The sequence below is a fragment of the Paraburkholderia megapolitana genome (assembly GCF_007556815.1).
Taxonomy (GTDB): domain Bacteria; phylum Pseudomonadota; class Gammaproteobacteria; order Burkholderiales; family Burkholderiaceae; genus Paraburkholderia; species Paraburkholderia megapolitana.
On sequence record NZ_CP041745.1, the window covers coordinates 2,378,227 to 2,397,585 of the forward strand.

20 protein-coding genes and 1 pseudogene are annotated in these 19,359 nt (G+C 62.3%); 6 read left to right on the forward strand and 15 right to left on the reverse strand.

What is annotated here, in order from left to right; translation table 11 throughout:
- Positions 1-66: 66 nt before the first annotated feature.
- The 3 genes from FNZ07_RS23845 to FNZ07_RS23855 all read right to left on the reverse strand — a co-directional run bounded on the left by FNZ07_RS23845 (position 67) and on the right by FNZ07_RS23855 (position 2,720).
- Positions 67-1,329 carry an ATP-binding protein gene (locus tag FNZ07_RS23845; RefSeq protein ID WP_091013312.1) on the reverse strand — a complete coding sequence of 421 codons (1,263 nt, stop codon included), beginning with the start codon at positions 1,327-1,329 and terminating at the stop codon, positions 67-69.
- Positions 1,313-2,047, reverse strand: coding sequence for a response regulator (locus FNZ07_RS23850; RefSeq protein WP_091013315.1), 735 nt, complete (start codon positions 2,045-2,047; stop codon positions 1,313-1,315). The genes FNZ07_RS23845 and FNZ07_RS23850 overlap by 17 nt, the downstream gene beginning before the upstream one ends.
- A gap of 211 nt (positions 2,048-2,258) precedes the next feature.
- Entirely contained in the window at positions 2,259-2,720 is a 462-nt protein-coding gene (locus FNZ07_RS23855; RefSeq protein WP_091013318.1) for an MEKHLA domain-containing protein, read from the reverse strand.
- A gap of 181 nt (positions 2,721-2,901) precedes the next feature.
- Here FNZ07_RS23855 and FNZ07_RS23860 point away from each other — a divergent pair, with 181 nt between their 5' ends.
- The gene (locus FNZ07_RS23860) at positions 2,902-4,023 is read left to right on the forward strand and encodes a BMP family ABC transporter substrate-binding protein (protein WP_091013321.1); all 1,122 of its coding nucleotides are present in this window, start codon (positions 2,902-2,904) and stop codon (positions 4,021-4,023) included.
- A 27-nt stretch (positions 4,024-4,050) separates the two neighbouring features.
- Positions 4,051-4,596, forward strand: coding sequence for a nucleoside deaminase (locus FNZ07_RS23865; protein ID WP_245811513.1), 546 nt, complete (start codon positions 4,051-4,053; stop codon positions 4,594-4,596).
- A gap of 59 nt (positions 4,597-4,655) precedes the next feature.
- Here FNZ07_RS23865 and FNZ07_RS23870 read toward each other — a convergent pair whose 3' ends face one another.
- The 4 genes from FNZ07_RS23870 to FNZ07_RS23885 form a co-directional block, all read right to left on the reverse strand.
- Positions 4,656-5,027 (reverse strand): hypothetical protein, encoded by a 372-nt coding sequence (locus tag FNZ07_RS23870; protein ID WP_245811514.1) that lies wholly within the window; start codon positions 5,025-5,027, stop codon positions 4,656-4,658.
- A 270-nt stretch (positions 5,028-5,297) separates the two neighbouring features.
- Positions 5,298-6,800 (reverse strand): hypothetical protein, encoded by a 1,503-nt coding sequence (locus FNZ07_RS23875; RefSeq protein ID WP_322788647.1) that lies wholly within the window; start codon positions 6,798-6,800, stop codon positions 5,298-5,300.
- Positions 6,801-7,241: 441 nt separating this feature from the next.
- Positions 7,242-7,940, reverse strand: a complete 699-nt coding sequence (locus FNZ07_RS23880; RefSeq protein ID WP_091013333.1) for a LytR/AlgR family response regulator transcription factor — start codon at positions 7,938-7,940, stop codon at positions 7,242-7,244.
- Positions 7,928-8,908 (reverse strand): sensor histidine kinase, encoded by a 981-nt coding sequence (locus FNZ07_RS23885; RefSeq protein WP_245811539.1) that lies wholly within the window; start codon positions 8,906-8,908, stop codon positions 7,928-7,930. The genes FNZ07_RS23880 and FNZ07_RS23885 overlap by 13 nt, the downstream gene beginning before the upstream one ends.
- A gap of 359 nt (positions 8,909-9,267) precedes the next feature.
- On the opposite strand from FNZ07_RS23885, the pseudogene FNZ07_RS23890 reads away from it, so the two are divergent.
- Positions 9,268-9,443, forward strand: a pseudogene (locus FNZ07_RS23890) (nucleoside deaminase); the annotation flags it as partial.
- A 15-nt stretch (positions 9,444-9,458) separates the two neighbouring features.
- Here FNZ07_RS23890 and FNZ07_RS23895 read toward each other — a convergent pair.
- From FNZ07_RS23895 to FNZ07_RS23910, 4 genes are all read right to left on the reverse strand, one after another.
- Positions 9,459-10,106 (reverse strand): glutathione S-transferase family protein, encoded by a 648-nt coding sequence (locus FNZ07_RS23895; RefSeq protein ID WP_091013339.1) that lies wholly within the window; start codon positions 10,104-10,106, stop codon positions 9,459-9,461.
- A gap of 105 nt (positions 10,107-10,211) precedes the next feature.
- The gene (locus tag FNZ07_RS23900) at positions 10,212-11,075 is read right to left on the reverse strand and encodes an anti-sigma factor family protein (protein ID WP_091013342.1); all 864 of its coding nucleotides are present in this window, start codon (positions 11,073-11,075) and stop codon (positions 10,212-10,214) included.
- On the reverse strand, positions 11,072-11,587 hold the full coding sequence (locus FNZ07_RS23905; RefSeq protein WP_091013347.1) for an RNA polymerase sigma factor: 516 nt from the start codon (positions 11,585-11,587) through the stop codon (positions 11,072-11,074). The genes FNZ07_RS23900 and FNZ07_RS23905 overlap by 4 nt, the downstream gene beginning before the upstream one ends.
- 142 nt (positions 11,588-11,729) lie before the next feature.
- Positions 11,730-12,512: an anti-sigma factor family protein gene (locus FNZ07_RS23910; protein ID WP_144269489.1), complete on the reverse strand. Its 783-nt coding sequence runs from the start codon at positions 12,510-12,512 to the stop codon at positions 11,730-11,732.
- A 169-nt stretch (positions 12,513-12,681) separates the two neighbouring features.
- Between FNZ07_RS23910 and FNZ07_RS33745 the strand changes: the two genes are divergently transcribed.
- Complete coding sequence (locus FNZ07_RS33745; protein ID WP_170275829.1) at positions 12,682-12,849, forward strand: hypothetical protein; 168 nt, start codon at positions 12,682-12,684, stop codon at positions 12,847-12,849.
- Between the two features lie 50 nt (positions 12,850-12,899).
- On the opposite strand, the gene FNZ07_RS23915 is transcribed toward FNZ07_RS33745, so the two are convergent.
- Positions 12,900-13,439 (reverse strand): TetR/AcrR family transcriptional regulator, encoded by a 540-nt coding sequence (locus tag FNZ07_RS23915; RefSeq protein ID WP_245811515.1) that lies wholly within the window; start codon positions 13,437-13,439, stop codon positions 12,900-12,902.
- 163 nt (positions 13,440-13,602) lie between these two features.
- Between FNZ07_RS23915 and FNZ07_RS23920 the strand changes: the two genes are divergently transcribed.
- Positions 13,603-14,391 (forward strand): SDR family NAD(P)-dependent oxidoreductase, encoded by a 789-nt coding sequence (locus FNZ07_RS23920; RefSeq protein ID WP_091013358.1) that lies wholly within the window; start codon positions 13,603-13,605, stop codon positions 14,389-14,391.
- Positions 14,392-14,482: 91 nt separating this feature from the next.
- Here FNZ07_RS23920 and FNZ07_RS23925 read toward each other — a convergent pair whose 3' ends face one another.
- Positions 14,483-16,462, reverse strand: a complete 1,980-nt coding sequence (locus FNZ07_RS23925; protein ID WP_091013361.1) for a gamma-glutamyltransferase family protein — start codon at positions 16,460-16,462, stop codon at positions 14,483-14,485.
- Positions 16,463-16,746: 284 nt separating this feature from the next.
- On the opposite strand from FNZ07_RS23925, the gene FNZ07_RS23930 reads away from it, so the two are divergent.
- Positions 16,747-17,691, forward strand: coding sequence for a glycosyltransferase family 2 protein (locus tag FNZ07_RS23930; protein WP_091013366.1), 945 nt, complete (start codon positions 16,747-16,749; stop codon positions 17,689-17,691).
- Positions 17,692-17,853: 162 nt separating this feature from the next.
- Here the strand turns inward: FNZ07_RS23930 and FNZ07_RS23935 are convergent, their stop codons facing one another.
- Entirely contained in the window at positions 17,854-18,612 is a 759-nt protein-coding gene (locus tag FNZ07_RS23935; RefSeq protein WP_091013370.1) for an amino acid ABC transporter permease, read from the reverse strand.
- 2 nt (positions 18,613-18,614) lie between these two features.
- Positions 18,615-19,349 carry an amino acid ABC transporter permease gene (locus tag FNZ07_RS23940; protein WP_091013373.1) on the reverse strand — a complete coding sequence of 245 codons (735 nt, stop codon included), beginning with the start codon at positions 19,347-19,349 and terminating at the stop codon, positions 18,615-18,617.
- Positions 19,350-19,359 lie beyond the last annotated feature (10 nt).

A 19,359-nucleotide genomic window follows, 5' to 3' on the forward strand; every position in this document is an offset into this window, starting at 1 on the left:
TGTTATTGCAGTCCGGCTGACACGTTTGCCGTCAGACCGGACTGTGCCAACTCGAGGCACCGCCGCTCACGCGCCGCGCGCCGACTCCGCAAAAGTCAGCGTAACCGCAAAACCGCCACCGGGCGCGTTGCCCGCGGCAAACGCGCCACCGTTGTAGCGCGCGAGCCGCCGCACGATCGCGAGGCCCAACCCGCAATGCGCGTTGCCGCCTCGCGCGGCATCAAGCCGCACGAACGGTCGCAGTGCACGCTCGAGTTGATCCGCGGGAATGCCCGCGCCGTGATCGCGAATCGTCAGCGAGTAACCGCCATGATGGGATGCTGTCGTGACTTCGACCGGTGCTTCGCCATAGGTGAGCGCGTTCTCGATCAGGTTCGCGAGGATGCGTTCGAGATCGACGAGCGGCAAGCTAAAACCGTCGCCGGCCTGCAGGTTCAGCATGACTAGCGCTTCGTCGGTGAGGCTGTCGCCATAGTGCCGCCGGCAGTGCGTGTCGACGGCGGTGCGCGGCGACGTATCGGCGGTATCGCGCGCGAAGTCGAGAAACTGCGTGACGATGCCCGACAGCGATTCGGCATCGCGCAGGAATCCGGCGCGATTGGCTTCGTCGGGCAGCAGGTCCGCCCGCACCTGCATGCGCGTGATCGGCGCGCGCAGATCGTGCGCGAGACCGGCCAGCATCACGGCGCGTTCCTGTTCGCTCTGCTCGAGTTCGTGAACCATGTCGTTGAAATCGCCGATCAGTTCCCGCACTTCGCGCGGGCCGCTCGTCTGCACGACGGGTGCGCGATGGCCGACACGAAACTCGCGCGCCGCACGCGCAAGCTGGCGCAACGGTCGTTGCAGCCACCACGCACCGAGCACGGCGACCGCGATGGCCAGCACGAGCATCAAGGTCGACGCGCCGAGATAGCGCCCGAGCGGCAGCATGATGTGATGTAACGCGATCCAGTCGCCGCCCGACGGAAAGCGGACCCACACGGTGCCGTCGTCGCCCGCACCGACGACGTGGCTACCCGGCGGCAAATGTCTGCGCAGATTGTTTTCGTAGGGGCCGTGCGTATCGGTGCACGGTGCGGGACATCCGTACGCAATCGCGTCGTGCGGGTCGACGTAGCTGAGATCGAGAATCCCGGAGACGGCCGGCGACGCTTCGTTGTGCTTCGTGCGCACCAGCATCGCGAGCGACAGCACCCGGCTCACCTGGCTCACGTCGAGCGAAGCGCGCTCGCGTTCGACCATCAGCGTCAACGTGAGATGGACGAGCACGATAAGGCTCACCGTCATCAACGCAAGACGGCCGAACAGTGTGTTAAAGGGATTCTTCATTGACGCTTTCGACCGGCACGAACATATAACCGATGCCGCGCAACGTCTGGATCAGACGCGGCTGCGACGGGTTGTCTTCGAGGAGACGCCGCAGCCGCCAGATCGGCACATCGATACCGCGTTCGGTCAGCTCCGCATACGGCCCATGCAGCATATCGAGCAGCTTCGCACGCGAGAGCGCCTCACGCGGATGCCGCACCAGCACTTCCAGCAGCGCATATTCGCTGCCGGTCAGCTTGACGGCCTTGCCGTCGCGAAACAGCGTACGCACGCCGAAGTCGACGCGAAAGCGGCCAAAGCGCACCGGGTCGTTGCTCCCAGGCGAGCGCGGTTCGGGCTCGCGCCTTTGGCGCCGCAGGACGGCGTGAATCCGCGCGAGCAGTTCCTGCGGCATGAAGGGCTTGCCGAGATAATCGTCCGCACCGAGTTCGAGGCCGACCACGCGATCGATACCTTCCGCGCGCGCGGTCAGCATGATGACCGGGATCGTATCGCCGCCGGCACGGAGCTGTTTGAGCGCGGTGAGCCCGTCGACATTCGGCATCATCAGATCGAGCACGATGATAGACGGCCGTTCGCGTTCGAGCCGGCGCTGCAGATGCGCGCCGTCGTGCAGGACCGAAAATTCGATGCCGCGTTGCTGGAAAAAGGTTCTCAACAGGTCGCGTAATTCGGTGTCGTCGTCGACGAGCAGGACCTGGACAGGTGTGTCGGACATGATCGTGATGAAGGAGCGAGCTGTGTGTCCAGCGGGCTGCGCGGCGATGGTTTGCCGGCCCGGTATATGGACGGGGTCAATGAAGCATGGACTATAGCAATCTGTCCCTGCGGACGGGTTGCCGGTTGTTAGCGAATATTAACGTCCATTACAGACCGCCGCGCGCTTCGTTCCACTCCGCTCCGGTCCGGCCGGCGGACCTTGCCGAGGTTCAGACGTCCCGCCACTCGCGGAAAGTTGCCGCCTGACCGCGGTACACACCGTCGCCATCGACGAGATTCCAGACCGTTGCATTCTCGATCCAGAAGCGCCGGCCCGACTTCGCGATGCGCAAGCCGCGATAGTCGCTGATGAAACCGCGCGTGCGCACCAATTCGAGCAGGCGTTCGCGTTCCTCGCGATTCGGTTGTTCCGCGGAAAGCCGCGAATGCAGCGTGGTCATCTCCGCCCAGTCGTATTCGAAGCAGCGTTGCGCGGCGCGGTTCGCATAGACGAACCGCGGGTCGGCCTCGGTGTTGTGCGCGACCACGCAGAACGGTGCGTCTTCGTAAAGCCAGCGTGCCGCGTCGGCGCGTGCGAGAGCGGGATCGAGCAACGGCGTGCCGACGCGGTCGAGGTAGCTGCCGGCTAGCAGCGCGCAAAAGTCGGCATCGAGAGCAAGCGCTGTCGTCATGGAACAAGGTTCGTCATCGGTCGGGACCGTCATGTTATCCGTAGATCGTCCGCGATGCTTTATAACGACTCTGTTATGCAGGCGATAACAAATCGAAATGTTTCCGCGAAAATTGGCTCGCGACCATGCCTGCAGACCACTCGTTCATCTATCGCAGCCTGCTCACGCACCCGGAGATTTCATGAAAGACCAGACGGCTCGCGTCTTCCGCCATCCGCTACGCATCGCGGCCACCCTCTTCGCCAGTCTCGTGTTACTCGGCACCGCCGCTACGTGCAGTGCTGCTGCCGCGACCAGTGAACCGCTCGGTATCGCCTTCGTCTATCTCGGCAACCCCGGCGACGCGGGCTGGACCTACGCGCACGAACAAGGCGTCAAGGCCATCGAGGCGAAGTTCGGCAGCAAGATCAAGGTGACGCGTGTCGAAGACGTGCCGGAATCGGCGGACTCGGAGCGGGTCTTTCGCGACCTGGCGGCGAAGGGCAACAAGATCATCGTCGGTTCGAGCTTCGGCTTCCAGGACTTCGAGCTGAAGGTCGCGAAGGACTACCCGGACATCGTCTTCGAACACGCGACCGGCTACAAGAAGGCCGCGAATTTCGCCACCTACGACGTGCGCACCTACCAGAGCGCGTATCTCGCAGGAGTGGTCGCCGGCTATACGACGAAGACCAACACGCTCGGCTTCGTCGGCTCGGTTCCGGTACCGGAGGTGGTCCGCAACATCAATGCGTTCACGATGGGCGCGCGCTCGGTCAACCCGAACGCGAAGGTGAAAGTGCTCTGGATCAACACATGGTTCGATCCGGGTCGCGAGAAACAGGCCGCGGAAACGCTGATCGGCGGAGGCGCGGATGTGCTGATCCAGAACACCGATTCGACGGCAACAATGCAGACCGCCGAGCAAAAGAAAGTGCACGCGTTCGGCTGGGATTCCAACATGAAGAAGTTCGGCCCGAACGCGCAACTGGGTGCGTGCGTGAGCAACTGGGGCGTCTACTACTCGCATCTGGTCGAACAGGTGCAGGCCGGTACGTGGACCAATGCGCCGACCTGGTGGGGTTTGAAGGAAAAGGCAATCGATCTCGCCGACATCAATACGAACGCGGTTTCCGCCGTCGCGCAGAAAGCGGTCAACCAGAAACGCGACGACATCGTGGCCGGCCGGTTCGATCCGTTTGCGGGGCCGATCAAGGATCAGTCGGGTGCGATCAAGGTTGCGGCCGGCAAAGCGTTGAGCGATGCCGATTTGCTGCGACTGAACTGGTTCGTCGAGGGTGTGGACGGTACCTTGCCGAAGTGATGTGATGTATCCCACCGGAGAGCGCATGTGATTACCGTTGCATCGGCACCATCCGCAGGCGGGTCGCCGGCGTGGCCGCCCCAGGGCCTCACGCCGACCCGCGAGCAACTGATCCGCCATCTGCGTCGTGCGTGCGTCGTCGCGGAACGTGCCACGTTGCTCGGGCATCATCCGTTCGGCGCGCTACTCGTCGGGCCGGATCAGGAGACGGTGCTGATGGAACAGGGCAACGTCGATACGGTCAACCACGCGGAATCGGTGCTGGCACGCGTCGCGGCAATGAACTTCACGCCGCAGTATCTGTGGGGCTGCACGCTCTACACGACCGTCGAGCCCTGCTGTATGTGTGCCGGTACCGCGTACTGGGCGAACATCGGTCGTGTGGTATTCGGTATGACCGAAGAACGATTGCTCGAAGCGACCGGCGATCATCACGAGAACCCGACCATGAGTGTGTCGTCGCGCTATGTGTTCGAGCATGGACAGAAGGCGGTCGAACTGATCGGCCCGGTTGTGGAAATCGAGGATGAGGTGATGCGGGTACAGCGGGCGTTCTGGGCGAGGCGGGGGTGACTGCGTTGAAGTACGCGTACTACGATGACAACCCCAGGGTACCCGTTCGTTCCTTCGAGTTACTGCACATCTCCAAACCAGTCCTTGACCATCCCACTGCTGCTGTCGAACTCGAACTGCATTGTGTTCGCCTTGCCTGGCCCCGACTGCGCACTTGCTGCCTGCCCTACCGCGCCGGCCTGGGCAAGCAGCCCCGCACCGGGAATGAGCCCCGCAGCAAAGCCGGCCATCGACAGCAGCTTGTTGCTCTGGCCAGGGGTATGCATGTTCGAGTAAACCCAGACGTCTTTCCTCAGCGCCGGGAAGCTCTGCTTCTGGAACGGAGGTCCGAATATCTGCGCGATATCGCTTTCGCTGGTCTGACCAGGAATCACATGAGCCTTCAGATAAGCACTATCGAATGGTGAAGGATGATCTGCGTCTGAACCCATGCCAGCACAGGCTGAGATTCCAAGGCAGAAGCCGATACACAAGATTTTGCGAAACATGCTGAATTCCTGAACGGTTGCTGGTTGGAGCAGGCAGGTCGAAGAACCTGCCGTATCAATGAATCGACTCGCCCGCCGGCAACCTTGCGGTGCCATTTCGCGATGGTGCGACGTGAGAGTCAATCGGGAAGGCGGACGATTGCCTGTTAGGGTGAAGACCGGCCACCGCCATAGACTGCGTTGGCCGCCCGCTCTCCAAGAAAGATGGCAGGCTTACGATCCCGGTGTGAAAAGGCTCGCTCGCACCTCGCCGACCTCCGATCCGTTTACCGTCACGTCGAGCACCCACAGCAGCGCCATGGCGCCGCTCGAACTGCTGCCGAGAGCTGCCCAGGAAGCCCCTTGCGGATCGGCCCCGAACAGTGTCGGTGCGCTCCACGCTCCGTTCGAGTAGCGGCTCGCAAGGATGTTGGATGAGCCCGGTGTGCCAGTGTCGTGCCAGGCCACGGTCGCATTTCCGGCAGTGTCTAACGCAATCTGCGGCTGACGACTTTCAAGCAGGTCCAGATGCGTGGATAACTGTTGCACCGTCGCCCACTTACCATTGGTATCGGACAGATTCGCGTACAGAGCACCGTCCGCTCCGTACCACGCCGCCAGTGCCACGCCTTGCGGATTGACGGCTACCACCGGGTAATAACCGCCATCGGCCATGTTGATGGCAGGTGCAACAGGTTGTGGGGCGCCCCAACCCGTGCCCGGCACATAGCGTTCCGACATCGTTGTCGTGTGAGAACCCGTAGTGTCCGTGTCGCCCTCGCCCCAGATCAACGTGATGTTTCCGTGGCTGTCCATGCCTGCTGCCGGCGAATAAACCGACTTCAACCCAGTTGCAGTTTCCGTGACGACCGGCGCCGAGTTCGTCCAGCCGTTAGTCGGGTCGTAAGTCGCCGTCCAGAGGGCCGACTGTGTCGTTGAATTGGTTTGCTGCCAGGCGAGCACCGCATTGCCCGACGGAGTCACAGCGACGTTCGGCGAGATGTTCGCGAGGACACCGCCAGTGATTGCTCCCGGACCCGTTTGCACGGGTTCGGGTACGAGCGCCGTCGGCGACCACTTACCATTTGCCGTGTAGCGCGTCCACGCGATCGACGACGACCCTGGGGTCGACTCCTGCTTCCACACGACAAGCGCATTGCCGTTCGCGTCCATGCCCGCGCTATACGACGCACTCGAGTCGTTAGAGGTCGCGCTCGTGACGTTCAGCGCAATCTGAACGGCCGTTCCCCATCCGGACGAAGAATCGTACGGACGCGCCCACAACGCGTAGACATTGGGACCCGGCGTCCATTGGACCCATAGCGCGAGCGCCTGACCGGCATCGTTGCCGACTACCTGCGGTGGACTCACACCTGGTCCGGTCAGGTTGACTGAGCCGTCGGTCGCGTCGACTCGTGTCGGCGCTCCCCATCCTTGAGCGGGCACATAGCGGCTGCTCCAAAGTTCATTGGTATCGACGCTGCTATTCCCGACCGTTAACCATGTGGCGACAGCGTTGCCCTTCGCGTCCACCACCACTGCCGGCTCACCCTCTCCAGGCTGACCATCCAACGCCGTCACCGCCGACCAGCCGGCCTGCTTCTGGGTTGAACCACCAGTTGTGCCACCGGTAGTACCGCCGGTGGTACCGGTGCCGGTACCGGGAGACGATCCGGAACCGCCAGCCGTAGAAACATCGTTGCTGCCACACGCCGTGAGCGTAAGACAAGCGGTCATAACCATCCACGCAATGGATTTCATAAGGGTCCTGTTTTCTGTTTAATCGCGAATCAATGCTTCCTTGGGACCTGATCGAAACAACGTGATTAATCGACTCATAGGTTCTTTCATATAGGCCGATTAATATTTTCCTTAAGCGCGATTTCGCGCCTGGCATTCGGGAAAGGAGAATATGGCGCAACAGGCGCGAGTGTTCCCGTCAGTCGGATCTTCGCTAGATCGAACTGGCTCTCCTGAATTTGATTTATCAACCTGATCCCCGGAGTTATCGTTGCGGCACTCTCGAATCTCTTAAATCCGAACACCTCCTTCGCTCAGGAATTGATATCTCGGCGATTCCGTTCTTTGAGAAACGATACTTACTGCCGTAGCACTCGGCAATCGATTTGGTACGAGTCGGGTTTCTGCGGGGATGAGCTGGATGGCCGCGAGTGGCGGCTACAGTCTTTCCATCAAAGAAACACGGTATTGCCTGCTGCAGGCAATCTCTTCGCCGTCTCGCAGGACCACTACGGCATCGCCTTTGCTAAGCGGTCGTACAGCGACCACGGCACTCAGCGCCACAGCAGCGCTGCGATGCACGCGTACGAAGTCATCGCCGAGATCGGTGAGCAAGGCGACCAGCGCACGCCTCATCAGCAACACTCGCCCCGACAAATGAAGCGATACATAATTTCCCGACGCTTCCATCCAGTCGATTTCTGCGCATGCTATGACGCGCGTCTGGCCCCGGTTCGTCACAATCAGCCGCGTGGGTCGATTCGCAAGCTGGCGCACTGGATCGCGCGCCGATTCGCGCAAGCGTTGTACCGTTCGACACAGGCGCTGGGTCTCGACGGGCTTAAGGAGGTAATCTGTTGCGCGCACATCGAAAGCACGCAGCGCGTAATAGTCGAATGCCGTCACGAAAACAATCTTTACACTTCCATCAGGCAACGACGCAGCCACGTCGAAACCGTCGGCCTCAGGCATTTGCACATCGAGGAACAGGACATCGACGTCTAGCTGTTCGACCAGCGCCAACGCCTCGATGCCGTTTCTCGCCTCGCCCGCCACTTCGACATCGTGGAAGGCGGAGAGCATGCGCCGCAACTTCTGGCGTGCCGGTCTCTCGTCATCCACGATCAGCGCGCGCATGGCAACTCCACGCGTGCGACCATCCCGCCGTCCGGCCGCGCCACCAGGCTGAGACTGGCAAGCGCGCCGTACAGCGAATGTAGACGCTCCTCCAGATTGCCGAGTCCAACGCCACGCGCGCGCGGCACCACGCACCTATCCCCATCGTCCTCGATGTCGATCCGCAGCACGCCTGAGTCGCGAACAGCACGCACGACGAGATGCGTGTGCTTGCTGCGTGGTTCGACAACATGCCGAAAACAGTTCTCCAGCAGCGGCTGCAAACCGAGCGTCGGCACCTGGCAATTCAGCGCATTCGGATCAATGTCCCATGACAGACTCATGCGCTCCGAGAATCGGGTCTCCATGATGTCCGCGTAAGCGCGCAGCAACTCAAGTTCGTTGGCAAGGGGCTGCTCCGGCCGTTTGCTGGAATCGGTAGCGGCGCGAAGCAAAGTGGCCACACTGGCGAGCAGCATGTCGGCGGTATCCGGTTCGCTGTGAATCAGTGACGACACGGTATTCAACGTATTGAACAGAAAGTGCGGTTGCAACTGCTGAGTCAACTGGGCAAGCCGTGCAAGTTGCGCCAGTTTTTCTTGCCGGTCGGCGCGAATTCGCTCGGACACGCACACGCGGTAGGAATGGACGCCAAACCAAATGCCACTGGTCACCCCGTAGACGAGCACGAAGCTCGCGACATCTCCTGGCAGTTCACGACTCCATGGACCGTACCACCACGGCACACCGATCATTGCTTTTACGGCAAAGCAAAACGCCACAAAAGCCGCCGTCTGCAGAGGCATCCACGCAAAGGTATACCGGAACCAGTGCCATAGGTTTCGGAAATTGGTGGTAAGCGTGCACCGGCGAAACTGTATGAGTGCGATGGCGGTTGCGGCCAACGCAGACGAAACAAAAAAGACAATGCCTTGCCAAGGTCTGTATCCGGGCAATCCGAAATTCTGGTCAAGGCCGCTCAACGCCATCAACAACCAAAGCGCACTCCACCACCACAACCACTGTGTCCCGACAGGAAGTGATCGCGGCCGTGCGTGGTTCGCATGGGCATTCATATTGGTTTTGTCGAATTGAGAATAAAGCTATCGTGGAGAAAATCGAAGTGCAACTCCCCCATCACCGCGTTACGAAACGTTGACTGCCTCGACATGGTAAAAGATCTTCGCAACAATCATCCAACTGTGATCGAATTTGAACAAGTCGAGAATTTTCCGGAAGATGCGCACGTGGACCCGTACAAACGATAAACGAACCAGACTCCGAAAAATTCAAACCTGAGTGACGCATGGGCTCAGAGTATGGCGAAATCAACGTACAAATCTTTCCCGCCGCGATGAACTACGTGCCGCAGTATCTGTGGGACTGCACGATGTACGCGACCGTCGAGCCCTGCTGCATGTGTGCCGATACCGCGTACCAGGCGAACGGATCGGCCCGGTTGTGGAAATCGAAGATGAGGTGATGCGGGTACAGCGGGCGTTCTGGGCGGCGCGGGGGTGCTAACGATTCACCCTGACGTCAGGCTTCGGGATTCAGCCAGTCAACCAGACCTTCCCTTGAATTCACCTCGACAAACGACGGCAACGCACGCATCCGTTTGATGTAGGGCGCAAGGTGCGGCCAGGTCGTTGCCGGGGTCGGCATGTTACGGGACCAGCGCATCAACATCACGGCGAGCAGGTCAACCGTGCTGAGTTTTCCGCCCACCAGGTACGCGCGACCATCGGCCAGATGTCCATCTAGCCGCGCCCATCCGTCTTCGATCCGCCGACGCGCAAGCGTCCTGACCGCTTCGGCACCAGCGGGCTCGCCATCCTCGTCCGCGTAAAACCAGTCGCGCATGGCTGGTAGAAGCGTATTCGCGAGATAGATCATCAGTTGCAGCCACTCCGCGCGATCCGGCGATCCAGGCGCAGGTGCCAGACCCTTGTCGGGGTGGCGCTCGGCCAGCAACATCAGCAGTGCGGCCGATTCATGACGCGGCACACCGTCGACGATCAGTGTAGGAACCCGGCCCGCCGGATTCAACCGCAGATATTCGGCACTGCGTTGAGCGCCGGTGTCGATGTCCGTAAGCCGTGCCTCGAACGCTATGTCCATTTCGATCAACATCCAATGAACCGCCATGCTTGCGCCACTCGGCGAATAGTAGAGTGTGTAGTTCACGGGCCGGCTCCTTGAATTCGATCTTGTTTAACGTCGAGGTGGCCGCCATTCTCTCCCAGATAGTTCACCGATGCAAAGCGCGCCGCAAAGCCGCGCTCACGCCTTTCACTCCTGCGTCGCCGACGCAGCCCCCGCAGCCGGCACCGTGCCTCTTGCAGTCAGTTGCTCGTACACATCGTGCGAGAGTTCGCGCAGTTCCTTGCGATCGATCGCACCCGACACCGCATAGCCGAAGTCGCCGTCGATCCAGTAGAACACGTTCACCGGTCCGTCCTGGTACAGCTTGAACTCCGTCACGTCGCTACTCGTCTTGCGGTGCGAAATGCACAACGTGATGCGTTCGCCGCGCGTGTTGTGATACATGAACTGCGCGACCGGCCCGTCGTTGCCGGGCAGCATCCGTCCGCCCATCAACTCGAAGCCGGTGCGCGTGAGGATCGGTGGACGCACGTCGGTGCCGAGCCGGCTCGATACCCACGTCACGAGTTCCTGTTCGCGGTCGGCGCCGACTTCGACGGGGCGCAGCACCTCGGGCGCATACATCACGTGAGCGATCGCAGACTGCCGCGCGAACGATTCGCCTTCTCCGCTCACCGCACTGACCAGGTGCTCGTTCGCTCCCGTTGAACGCCCCGCCACCTGCATCTGGCGGCCCATATCGGTGCCGATCCCGATGCCGATACCGAGCACCAGCGCGGCCGCCATCCCCGCGAACTGCGACCAGTTCGCGGCAATGCGCGAGCGTTTCTTTTCCGGCATCTGCAGACGCACAGGCACCGGCTCCGCGAGCACGCGGTCGTAGCGCTCATGGAACATGTTGTTCAAGGCGAAGTAGTCGCTGATGCGCGCGGCCAGTTCGTCGTTGCTCTCAAGCAGCGTGTCGATCTGCTCGCGACGATGCGCCGCCAGCGATCCGTCGACATACGCGTGCAGTTCTTCGTCGCTGATCGGGCTCGGTTGTTCGTTCATCGCACCACCTTCAGTTTCACGCCGGGCTGCGCGCCCGCCATCAAGGTCCGCAGCCGCTCGCGGCCGCGCGAGAGCCGCGACATCACGGTGCCGATCGGCACACCGAGCGCGAGCGCGACATCGGCATAGCTCATCTCCTCGAGTCCCACCAGCAGCACGACCTCGCGTTGTTCGTCGGGCAGACGTTGCAGTGCGTAGTCGAGATCGCGGACTTCCAGCGACTGCGCCTGGTTGCCGGCCACGGCGAACTCACCTTCGGGCACGTCGTCGTCGACCGACAGATGCACGGCGCGCGCGCTCGCCTTGCGCACCTGATTGACGAATACGTTGTGCATGATCGTGAAGAGCCACGCGCGCAGATCCGTGTCCTGCTGGAACTGCGCAGCGTTGCGCAGTGCGCGTTCGAGCGTGTCCTGGACGAGATCGTCGGCCAGTTCGCGATTGTTGATCAGTGCGCGCGCATAGCGTCGCAGACGCGGCACGTGATCCATCAGTCCGTCACGGACGTTCATCGCCCTTCCCTTTTCAGTGAGTCCGACTAACCGCAGGAACACCGATGGTCGGGGGTTCAAGCGTGTCGGGATAGCCTGTGAACACTACGCCATCCGGTTTATTCCCGCTGCGCGCTTTTTTCGCTCTTTGCCTTTGCCGATATCAGCGCATCGTCATCAGATCCGCCGCGCGCATCAGGCCGCGCATCTGCGCGCGCCCGGCCAGCACGAACCGCGTATGCGCCGTTGTCCAGCCCAGCAGACGCACTTCACCGACCCGTCGTGCCTGCCATTGCGGCTGGGCCGGCGCCGTCCAGTCCCGCACCGACAGCAATACGGCAAAGTCGCCGGCTGAATTCCGGTAGATAAAACCATTGGCACGTGCAAATGGTCCGACCTGCGCCGTGCTGCGTTCGACCGGCTGCCAGCCGAGGCTCGACAGGTCCGGCGCAGTGGTATGCAGCAGGGGCGCAGCCGCAGCGGCTGGCACATTGGCCGGTTGCAGCACGTGCTCCAGCACCATCAGCGCACCCGCGTCGAGCACCGTGGCGGGCACCCGCGTCGCCCACACGCAGCCGCCTGCCGCGCACACCGCCAGCAGCAGTACCGCAACGATTGCGCGTAGGTGCTGACGCAGCCAGCCGGTGCAGCCGGCGACGATCAGCGAGAACGTCGCGAACGTTGCGAACGACGGCTGCGCCGCACCGCCATCGAGGTGCTCGAACGATTGCTGCATCTCCCGGTTCAACCGCTCGTAGAACCCCACCCGACGCGCTTCGTCGGGGCGCGTGCGCAGATAGCGCTGCACCTGCTCGTTACGCTCGGGCGAAAGACTGCCGTCGACGAAAGCCTGGACATCGGCTTCCGACAGCACGTCAGAGTCGGGAAAAGGAGTGGTTCGCATGTCCATGTGTGGATCGGGAAACTGCCATGACAGGGCGAACACCGTTGCTCCGGGTTTATTCCAGCGGCTTGACGATAAGTCGGGATGAGGTGGCGGACCGGGGTTCTGGGGGCGGCGGGTGTGTCGAGCGGATCAAGCCGGCCGGGCAAGTCGGGCGCAAGAGTTGCTGCACTGTCGAAAGCCCCAGCCTCAATGCACAAGGAGAACCACCATGAGCGAAACGAAGCCGCAAACGCCGGATTTGCAGCATCCGCAACCGGTCCACCATAGCGACAACGAAAAGAGCAAGCTGCCGGAGCGCGACGACGCCGCGCGCAAACAATCGCCAGCAGACAAGCCAGGCAAAAAGCCCGGCGAAGGTGAAACGCCAGTCGGTTGACGGAACGCCGCGCGGCGCGCGCTGTGCAACACGGCCGCAATACGCGCCACCTAACTGAGCGCGTCGATCCACTCCTTCGTGTCCGCCATCAACTGGTCCGATAACGCCGGATCGTCGACGATCCGGGCCAGCATCACCGCGCCGATCATCGCCGCCCAGGCGCCGGTGGCGGCCTGCCGGCGCTCGTCGTCGGTGTTCCCCGGTGCGCTCCGGCTGAACTTCTCGATCTGGTTGCGCACGCTAAGCGTGAGCGTATGGCGCGCCTCGTCGGATGCACGCGCCGCTTCGGTTCCCAAGGTCGAAAACAGGCACGCACCGCCCGGGTCGTCCCGATGGGCGGCGCGCAAATAAAACGCGGCAAATTCTTTCAGGTCGTCGGGGAGTCGGGAGGCCGATCCGTCTGCGGGCGGCGTCAATACGTGCGCAAACGCCTGGGCGATCAGGTCGTCCTTGGATTCGAAATGCCCGTAGAACGCCCCATGCGTCAGACCGGCCGCCTTCATGACTTCGGCCACCGTCACGTCCTCGAAGCCGCGCTCGCGAAACATGCGCGAGGCCGCATCCAGAATGCGCTGGCGGTTCTCGGCCACCTGCTCCCGACTGATCTTCATCGCCTACCCCTTCAATTGATGCTTGACATTATACATTACGATCATCATTATTGTAATGCTGATGATCGTAATGATTAGCGTGAATGGCCCTGCTGGCCATCGATACACACCCTTAGCTAACCCCCTTTCACTGGAATTTGTCATGACTCAACAGACCAAACCCACCGCGCTCGTCACAGGCGCATCTGCCGGCATCGGCGCTGTCTACGCCGACCGTCTGGCTCACCGCGGACACGACCTCGTGCTGGTTGCACGCGACGGCGCGCGCATGGAAGCCCTTGCGTCCCGTTTGCGCAAGGAAACCGGCGTAGGCATCGACATCATCGTCGCGGATCTGACGAAGCCCGCCGAGCGGGAAAAAGTCGAAGCGCGCCTGCGCGACGACTCCAATATCGGGCTGCTCGTCAACAACGCCGGCGCCGCGGCACCGGGTGGATTCGAAGGCTCCGACGTCGAAGCGCAGGATCGTCTGATCCAGCTCAACGTCACCGCGGTCACTCGGCTCGCTGCCGCGGTGATTCCCCGCTTCATTGCGCGCGGCGAAGGTTCGATCGTGAACATCGCGTCGGTGGTGGCGCTCGCTCCCGAGTTTCCGCTTGGCATGTACGGCGCGACCAAGGCCTACGTACTGATGTATTCGCAGACGCTGCAACAGGAGTTGGGCGGGCGCGGGCTCTATGTGCAAGCCGTGCTGCCGGCCGCGACCCGCACCGAAATCTGGGAGCGTTCGGGTCGCGATGTCGACGCGATGCAGGGTGTGATGGAAGTAGGCGAGCTCGTCGATGCGGCGCTCGTCGGCTTCGATCGCCGCGAAGCCGTGACGATTCCGTCGCTGCCCGACGTCAAGCAGTGGGAAGCGCTGTCGGCTGCGCGCGTAGCGATGGTGCCGAATTTCGCCCAGACGCATGCCGCGCAGCGCTATCAGCGGTGAAGTAACAGCGGTGCTTCTCGGACCGGTAACACCGCGTTGCCTCGCCGCCGCATAACAAGCCGGCGACGAGGCAACGACGCGATTCGACGACTCAGTGCGCGACCGTATCGCCGAGCACGATCCCTTCGCGACGTGGATCGGTACCGCCCTGGAGCAGCGTCCCCGTGCCGCTCGTCACCACCAGCACCGTGTTGACGCCGCTTGCCTGCGCGGACGTCGACACCTGGTGACCGAGTGCCGTCAATCCGGCGATCAGCGGATCGTGCGCGCCGTTATCGGTGGCATTGATGTCCGGATGCTCGCCGCCTACCGTCGTCGTCGGACTGTTGCTCGCGCCAAAGTCGACGAGTCCCGCCGATTGCTGCGCATCGAGCCCCCAGTCCAGCGTCCCGACCAACGTCTTCAAGACGTACTGCGGAATCGTGCCGCCACCGGGCGACCCGGTTGCCATCACGAAGTCACCCTTCGAACCATCGGCGGCCTGTTTGAACACAAGCGTGGGCGCCATCGAACTGCGCGGACGCTTGCCAGGCTGCAACCGGTTGGCGACCGGATTGCCGTTGCTGTCGGTCGGGTTTGCAGAGAAGTCCGTTAGCTGGTTGTTCAGCAGGAACCCATTGGTCATGTGGAACGAACCCATACTCGATTCGACGGTGGTCGTCGCGGTCAGTACGTTGCCTTGACCATCGACGATCGTGAACTGGTTCGTCCCGTGCTCGATCAGCGTGCGGTCGACACCGAGCGCTATCGCACCGAAATTGCCGGGCTGAGCGGTCCCCATGCTGTGTGCGGGGTCGATCAGCGCAGCGCGCGAGCGCAGGTACGGTTTGTTGAGCAGCGTGTCCCAGGTGCCGCCGGGCAGCGGCACGAAGTCGGTGTCGGCAACGTACATGTCGCGGTCGGCGTACGCGAGCCGCTCGGCTTCGGTGACGAGATGCACGCCCGCGACAGTCGGCTTGCCGCCTTCGAGATCGATCGCCGTGGGCTTCAGCGACTTGAGATCGAAGTTCTCGAGAATGCCGAGCGCGGACGCGACCGCGATCCCACCCGACGAAGGCGGCGGCATGCCGCATACCCAATACGTCCGATAGGTCGTGCAGACCGGCTCCCGCCGCTTCGCCTGATACGCGGCGAGATCCGCGACGGTGGTCTTGCCCGGCGTGATCGCCGAGCCGTCCGCGCCGCGCGCGACAGCAATTTTCGCGACGATATCCTGCGCGATCGGTCCGGTGTACAGCGCGTTCGCACCGTTCTGCGCCAGCAGCGACAACGTGCGCGCATAGGCAGGATTCTTGAGCACGGTGCCGAGCACCTTCGGCGATCCATCGGCGTTGAGGAAGTACGCAGCCGCGTCGGGATCGCGTTTCAGGCTCGTCGCATTCGATGCAATCGCGCTGGCCAGGCGCCCACCGATCGGGAAGCCGTTCGTCGCGAGCGTAATCGCATCGCCGAACAGGTCTTTCCATTGCAGCTTGCCGTGGTCCTGTTGCAGCGCCTCGATGAGACGCGGCACACCGATCGTGCCGATCGAGCGGCCGCTCGCGCGCGCGCTCGGCACCGGTAGCGAATGATCGGCAGCGTCGTCGACATAGCGCAGATAGTTCTCGGTGGCGGCGGCCGGTGCCGTTTCGCGTCCGTCGTAGGCCTGCACCGTCTTCTTGCCTGCGTCGTAATAGAGCAGCACGCCGCCGGAGCCGAGACCGGTCGCCTCGGGCACGGTCAGCCCGAGCACGGCCTGGACCGCGACGGCCGCATCGGCAGCAGTGCCGCCCTGCTTCAGCACCTTGCAGCCCGCCGCGCTCGCATAGGCATTCGACGTCACGACCATGTAGGTCTTCGCGTAGACAGGCTTGAGACCGGTCCGGTAGCCGGACGCCGCCTCCGGCAGCGATGGGTCGCCCGGCTGGTTCGAGCCGACCACGACGGCCGAGCCGCTGTTGTCGACGGCAAGACAGCTGACGTCTTTTACAGGCACGGAGCCCGCGTCGCTTCCGATGTCTCCTCCGCACGAGGTCAGCAGCAGCGCCGCCAGCGCCGCCGACAGGTACGGCCGGATTTTCTTGTTAGTCATTTCTTCTGGTTCGCCGATTGGGATGGATGGGTTCTTCACGAGCACCGCGCAATGCCGATGCCGCCCGGGCAATATTACAAACCGGGAAGGAATAGATGGTCTAGCGAAAGTTTTCTGTTTGCAATCGGAAATATCGACATGAGCCGCGCCGCGCAACCAGTCGAAACGACCTGCCGATTAATGGCGAATTATTTTTGTCTTTTTTTCGTCTACCTTGCTACCGGTGACAGAAGCGGTTCGCAGGACGGACCCATTACGCTCCCCCCAAGGATCGAGGCGAAGCCATGACGACCGAGCTGAAAGTTTCCATTTGCGTGCCGACGTATAACCGGCCTGAACTGATTTCGCAGTGCATCGATTCGTGCCTTGCACAGACGCATGCGAATATCGAGGTCGTCATCGGCGACGACTCGAAAGACGATCGCACCGAGACGCTGATCGCAAACCGCTACGCGCACGATGCGCGCATCCGCTATCTGCGCAATACGCCGGGACTCGGCCAGGCGCGCAACGTCGCGAGCCTGTTTGCGCGTGCGACCGGCGACAAGATCCTGTTGATCCACGACGACGACTACCTTGTGGAGAACGGTGTCGAGCGTCTGCTCATACCGTGGCAGACCCATCCGCTTCTTGAAGTCGCGTTTGGTAACCAGTACGAAGTTGCCGTGGACGGCACCGTCGACAGCGCCGTCAGTGACAAGCTGAACGCCGATTTCCATCGTGTGAAGGAAGCCGCTGGCATCCAGCCGCTCGCCGGCAAGACCGGGCTGATCCAGATGTTTCCGAACAATGGCTGGCTCGCCAACGCGGATCTCGTGAAACGGATCGGCTACAGCGAGCAGTACGGCATGTGCTGCGACTATGCGTTCGGCGTGGAGTTGTGCCTCGCCGCGCGGCAGGTCTACTACGTGCCCGAGTACGTGTCGTACTACCGCATAACCGCGGTATCGGTGTCGACGACTACGCGTGGTTCGACCACCTCGGCCTCCGTCAGCGCGTACGCGTTCCTCGACACGCTGACATTGCCCGCCGCACTTGAGCCGGCTCGCAAAACCGCGTTACGGCGGATCGTACCGATCGTCGTGTCGGTCTATGCGAAGAATGCCGCGCCGTGGCGCGGATTGCGCGTCGCCCTCACTCATCTCTACGCCTATCGCTATGGCTTGAGCGCGCGCTTCTACTATCACCTGGCGATGCTCGCGCGTGCGACTGTCGCGGCAAAACCTTAAAAACGTGGGGAGACCTGGGCGGCGCCCGGCGAGGTTGTGCCGGGCGCATCCGCCAAGTGTGTGGGGCGTGGCTCGACAGGCGGCTCTTGACCGGTTGCGTCGGCTTGAGTGAGTAATGCATCGGGACGCGATCACAGCGCGTCGTTGAGCACGCCGGTGGCGCTACCCCGGCGTCCCGTCGCGCGCATCTGCGGCACGTTCGGGCAGTATGTCGCCCCCAGCAATGCGTACGCCAGATGCCGCTACGCGCGTCGGCCGCGTGAGCCAGTACATCGCGAAACGATCGAGCGCCGTACACATCACCAGATAGATCAGACCGACAAACAGGAAAATCTGCGCCGGGTACACCATGAGCCGGTTGCTGACCTGCGTCGCGACGAACGACAGTTCGCCCACGCCGACGATATACGCCAGCGACGTGTCCTTCACGAGCGACACCCACTGGTTCACGAACGATGGTGCCATGATGCGGATAGCCTGCGGCAGCAGCACATAGCGCAGCGCTTCGACACGCGTGAAGCCGAGCGACAGCGCCGCCTGCCACTGCCCTTCGCCGACCGCCAGAATCCCTGCGTGCACCGAATGCGCGAGATACGCCCCGCCGATCAGGGACAGCGCGCACACCACGGCGGCCAACCCCGGCACGTCGACATGAAAGACAACCGGCAGAAGAAAGTATGTCCAGAAGATCAGCATCAACACAGGGATTGCGCGGAAGAAGCCGATCACCGCGAGCAGCGGAATGCGCAGCACGCGTCCTGCCAATGCCAGCGCGATACCGCCCACGAGACCAAGCAGCGCCGACGCGAACGCAGATGTCGCGGCCAGTACGAGCGTGAGCGCAGCGCCGCCGAGCGGCCCATCGGGAAACGCCCCGACCAGCAGGTACGGCAGATTCGTAGCGAACAACGACCATTGCATGTTCAACGCCTTCCGAACGAACGCAGCGAGCGGTCGCGCGCGTGCGCGACGACGTGCGACACCGACTCGATCGTCGCGACGGCGGCAATGTAGAGGATCGTTGCAATGCCGAACGCCGCGAACGTTTTGAACGTTTCGGTTTCGACCTGGCGCGACGCATACGACAACTCGGCAAGGCCGATCGCCATCGTCAGCGACGAATTTTTTATGAGGTTCATGTACTGGCCGAACAACGGCGGCAACGCGATGCGCACGGCCTGCGGCAGCACGACATAGCGGAACGCCTGCAACGGCGACAAGCCGAGTGCTGCGGCGGCCTGATGTTGGGCCTCACGAACACCGCGCAGGCCCGCCTGGAATTCCTGTGCGATAAACGCAGCGGTATAGCAACTGAGCCCGACCCATCCCGCGACGAATTCAAACGACGGCCAGCGCAACGAAAACGTCGCAAGGTGCACGACGTGCGGCGCGTTGAGCCATTGCATGACTGCATCGGGCAGCAACGTCGCCACGCCAAAATACCAGAACAGCAACTGCACGAGCAGCGGTGTATTGCGAAACGCCAGCACATAAGCACCCACCGCACGACGTACCGCGCCGTACGGCGACTGACGTACCAGCGCCAGCATGAAGCCCGCAGCCGTCGCGGTGATGGCTGCGCACAACGCGAGCCCAACAGTCACGCCGAAGCCCTGCCACAACCACATCAGATACTTCGGAGCGAGCCATGCCTGCATCGTCGGATCT

What these genes read in the sequence shown, in the direction of transcription:
- FNZ07_RS23845 (WP_091013312.1), bottom strand. Translation starts at nt 1,329, where the DNA reads ATGAAGAATCCCTTTAACACACTGTTCGGCCGTCTTGCGTTGATGACG.
- FNZ07_RS23850 (WP_091013315.1), bottom strand. Translation starts at nt 2,047, where the DNA reads ATGTCCGACACACCTGTCCAGGTCCTGCTCGTCGACGACGACACCGAA.
- FNZ07_RS23855 (WP_091013318.1), bottom strand. Translation starts at nt 2,720, where the DNA reads ATGACGACAGCGCTTGCTCTCGATGCCGACTTTTGCGCGCTGCTAGCC.
- FNZ07_RS23860 (WP_091013321.1), top strand. Translation starts at nt 2,902, where the DNA reads ATGAAAGACCAGACGGCTCGCGTCTTCCGCCATCCGCTACGCATCGCG.
- FNZ07_RS23870 (WP_245811514.1), bottom strand. Translation starts at nt 5,027, where the DNA reads ATGGGTTCAGACGCAGATCATCCTTCACCATTCGATAGTGCTTATCTG.
- FNZ07_RS23875 (WP_322788647.1), bottom strand. Translation starts at nt 6,800, where the DNA reads ATGACCGCTTGTCTTACGCTCACGGCGTGTGGCAGCAACGATGTTTCT.
- FNZ07_RS23880 (WP_091013333.1), bottom strand. Translation starts at nt 7,940, where the DNA reads ATGCGCGCGCTGATCGTGGATGACGAGAGACCGGCACGCCAGAAGTTG.
- FNZ07_RS23885 (WP_245811539.1), bottom strand. Translation starts at nt 8,908, where the DNA reads ATGGCGTTGAGCGGCCTTGACCAGAATTTCGGATTGCCCGGATACAGA.
- FNZ07_RS23900 (WP_091013342.1), bottom strand. Translation starts at nt 11,075, where the DNA reads ATGAACGAACAACCGAGCCCGATCAGCGACGAAGAACTGCACGCGTAT.
- FNZ07_RS23905 (WP_091013347.1), bottom strand. Translation starts at nt 11,587, where the DNA reads ATGAACGTCCGTGACGGACTGATGGATCACGTGCCGCGTCTGCGACGC.
- FNZ07_RS33745 (WP_170275829.1), top strand. Translation starts at nt 12,682, where the DNA reads ATGAGCGAAACGAAGCCGCAAACGCCGGATTTGCAGCATCCGCAACCG.
- FNZ07_RS23920 (WP_091013358.1), top strand. Translation starts at nt 13,603, where the DNA reads ATGACTCAACAGACCAAACCCACCGCGCTCGTCACAGGCGCATCTGCC.
- FNZ07_RS23925 (WP_091013361.1), bottom strand. Translation starts at nt 16,462, where the DNA reads ATGACTAACAAGAAAATCCGGCCGTACCTGTCGGCGGCGCTGGCGGCG.
- FNZ07_RS23930 (WP_091013366.1), top strand. Translation starts at nt 16,747, where the DNA reads ATGACGACCGAGCTGAAAGTTTCCATTTGCGTGCCGACGTATAACCGG.
- FNZ07_RS23935 (WP_091013370.1), bottom strand. Translation starts at nt 18,612, where the DNA reads ATGCAATGGTCGTTGTTCGCTACGAATCTGCCGTACCTGCTGGTCGGG.
- FNZ07_RS23940 (WP_091013373.1), bottom strand. Translation starts at nt 19,349, where the DNA reads ATGCAGGCATGGCTCGCTCCGAAGTATCTGATGTGGTTGTGGCAGGGC.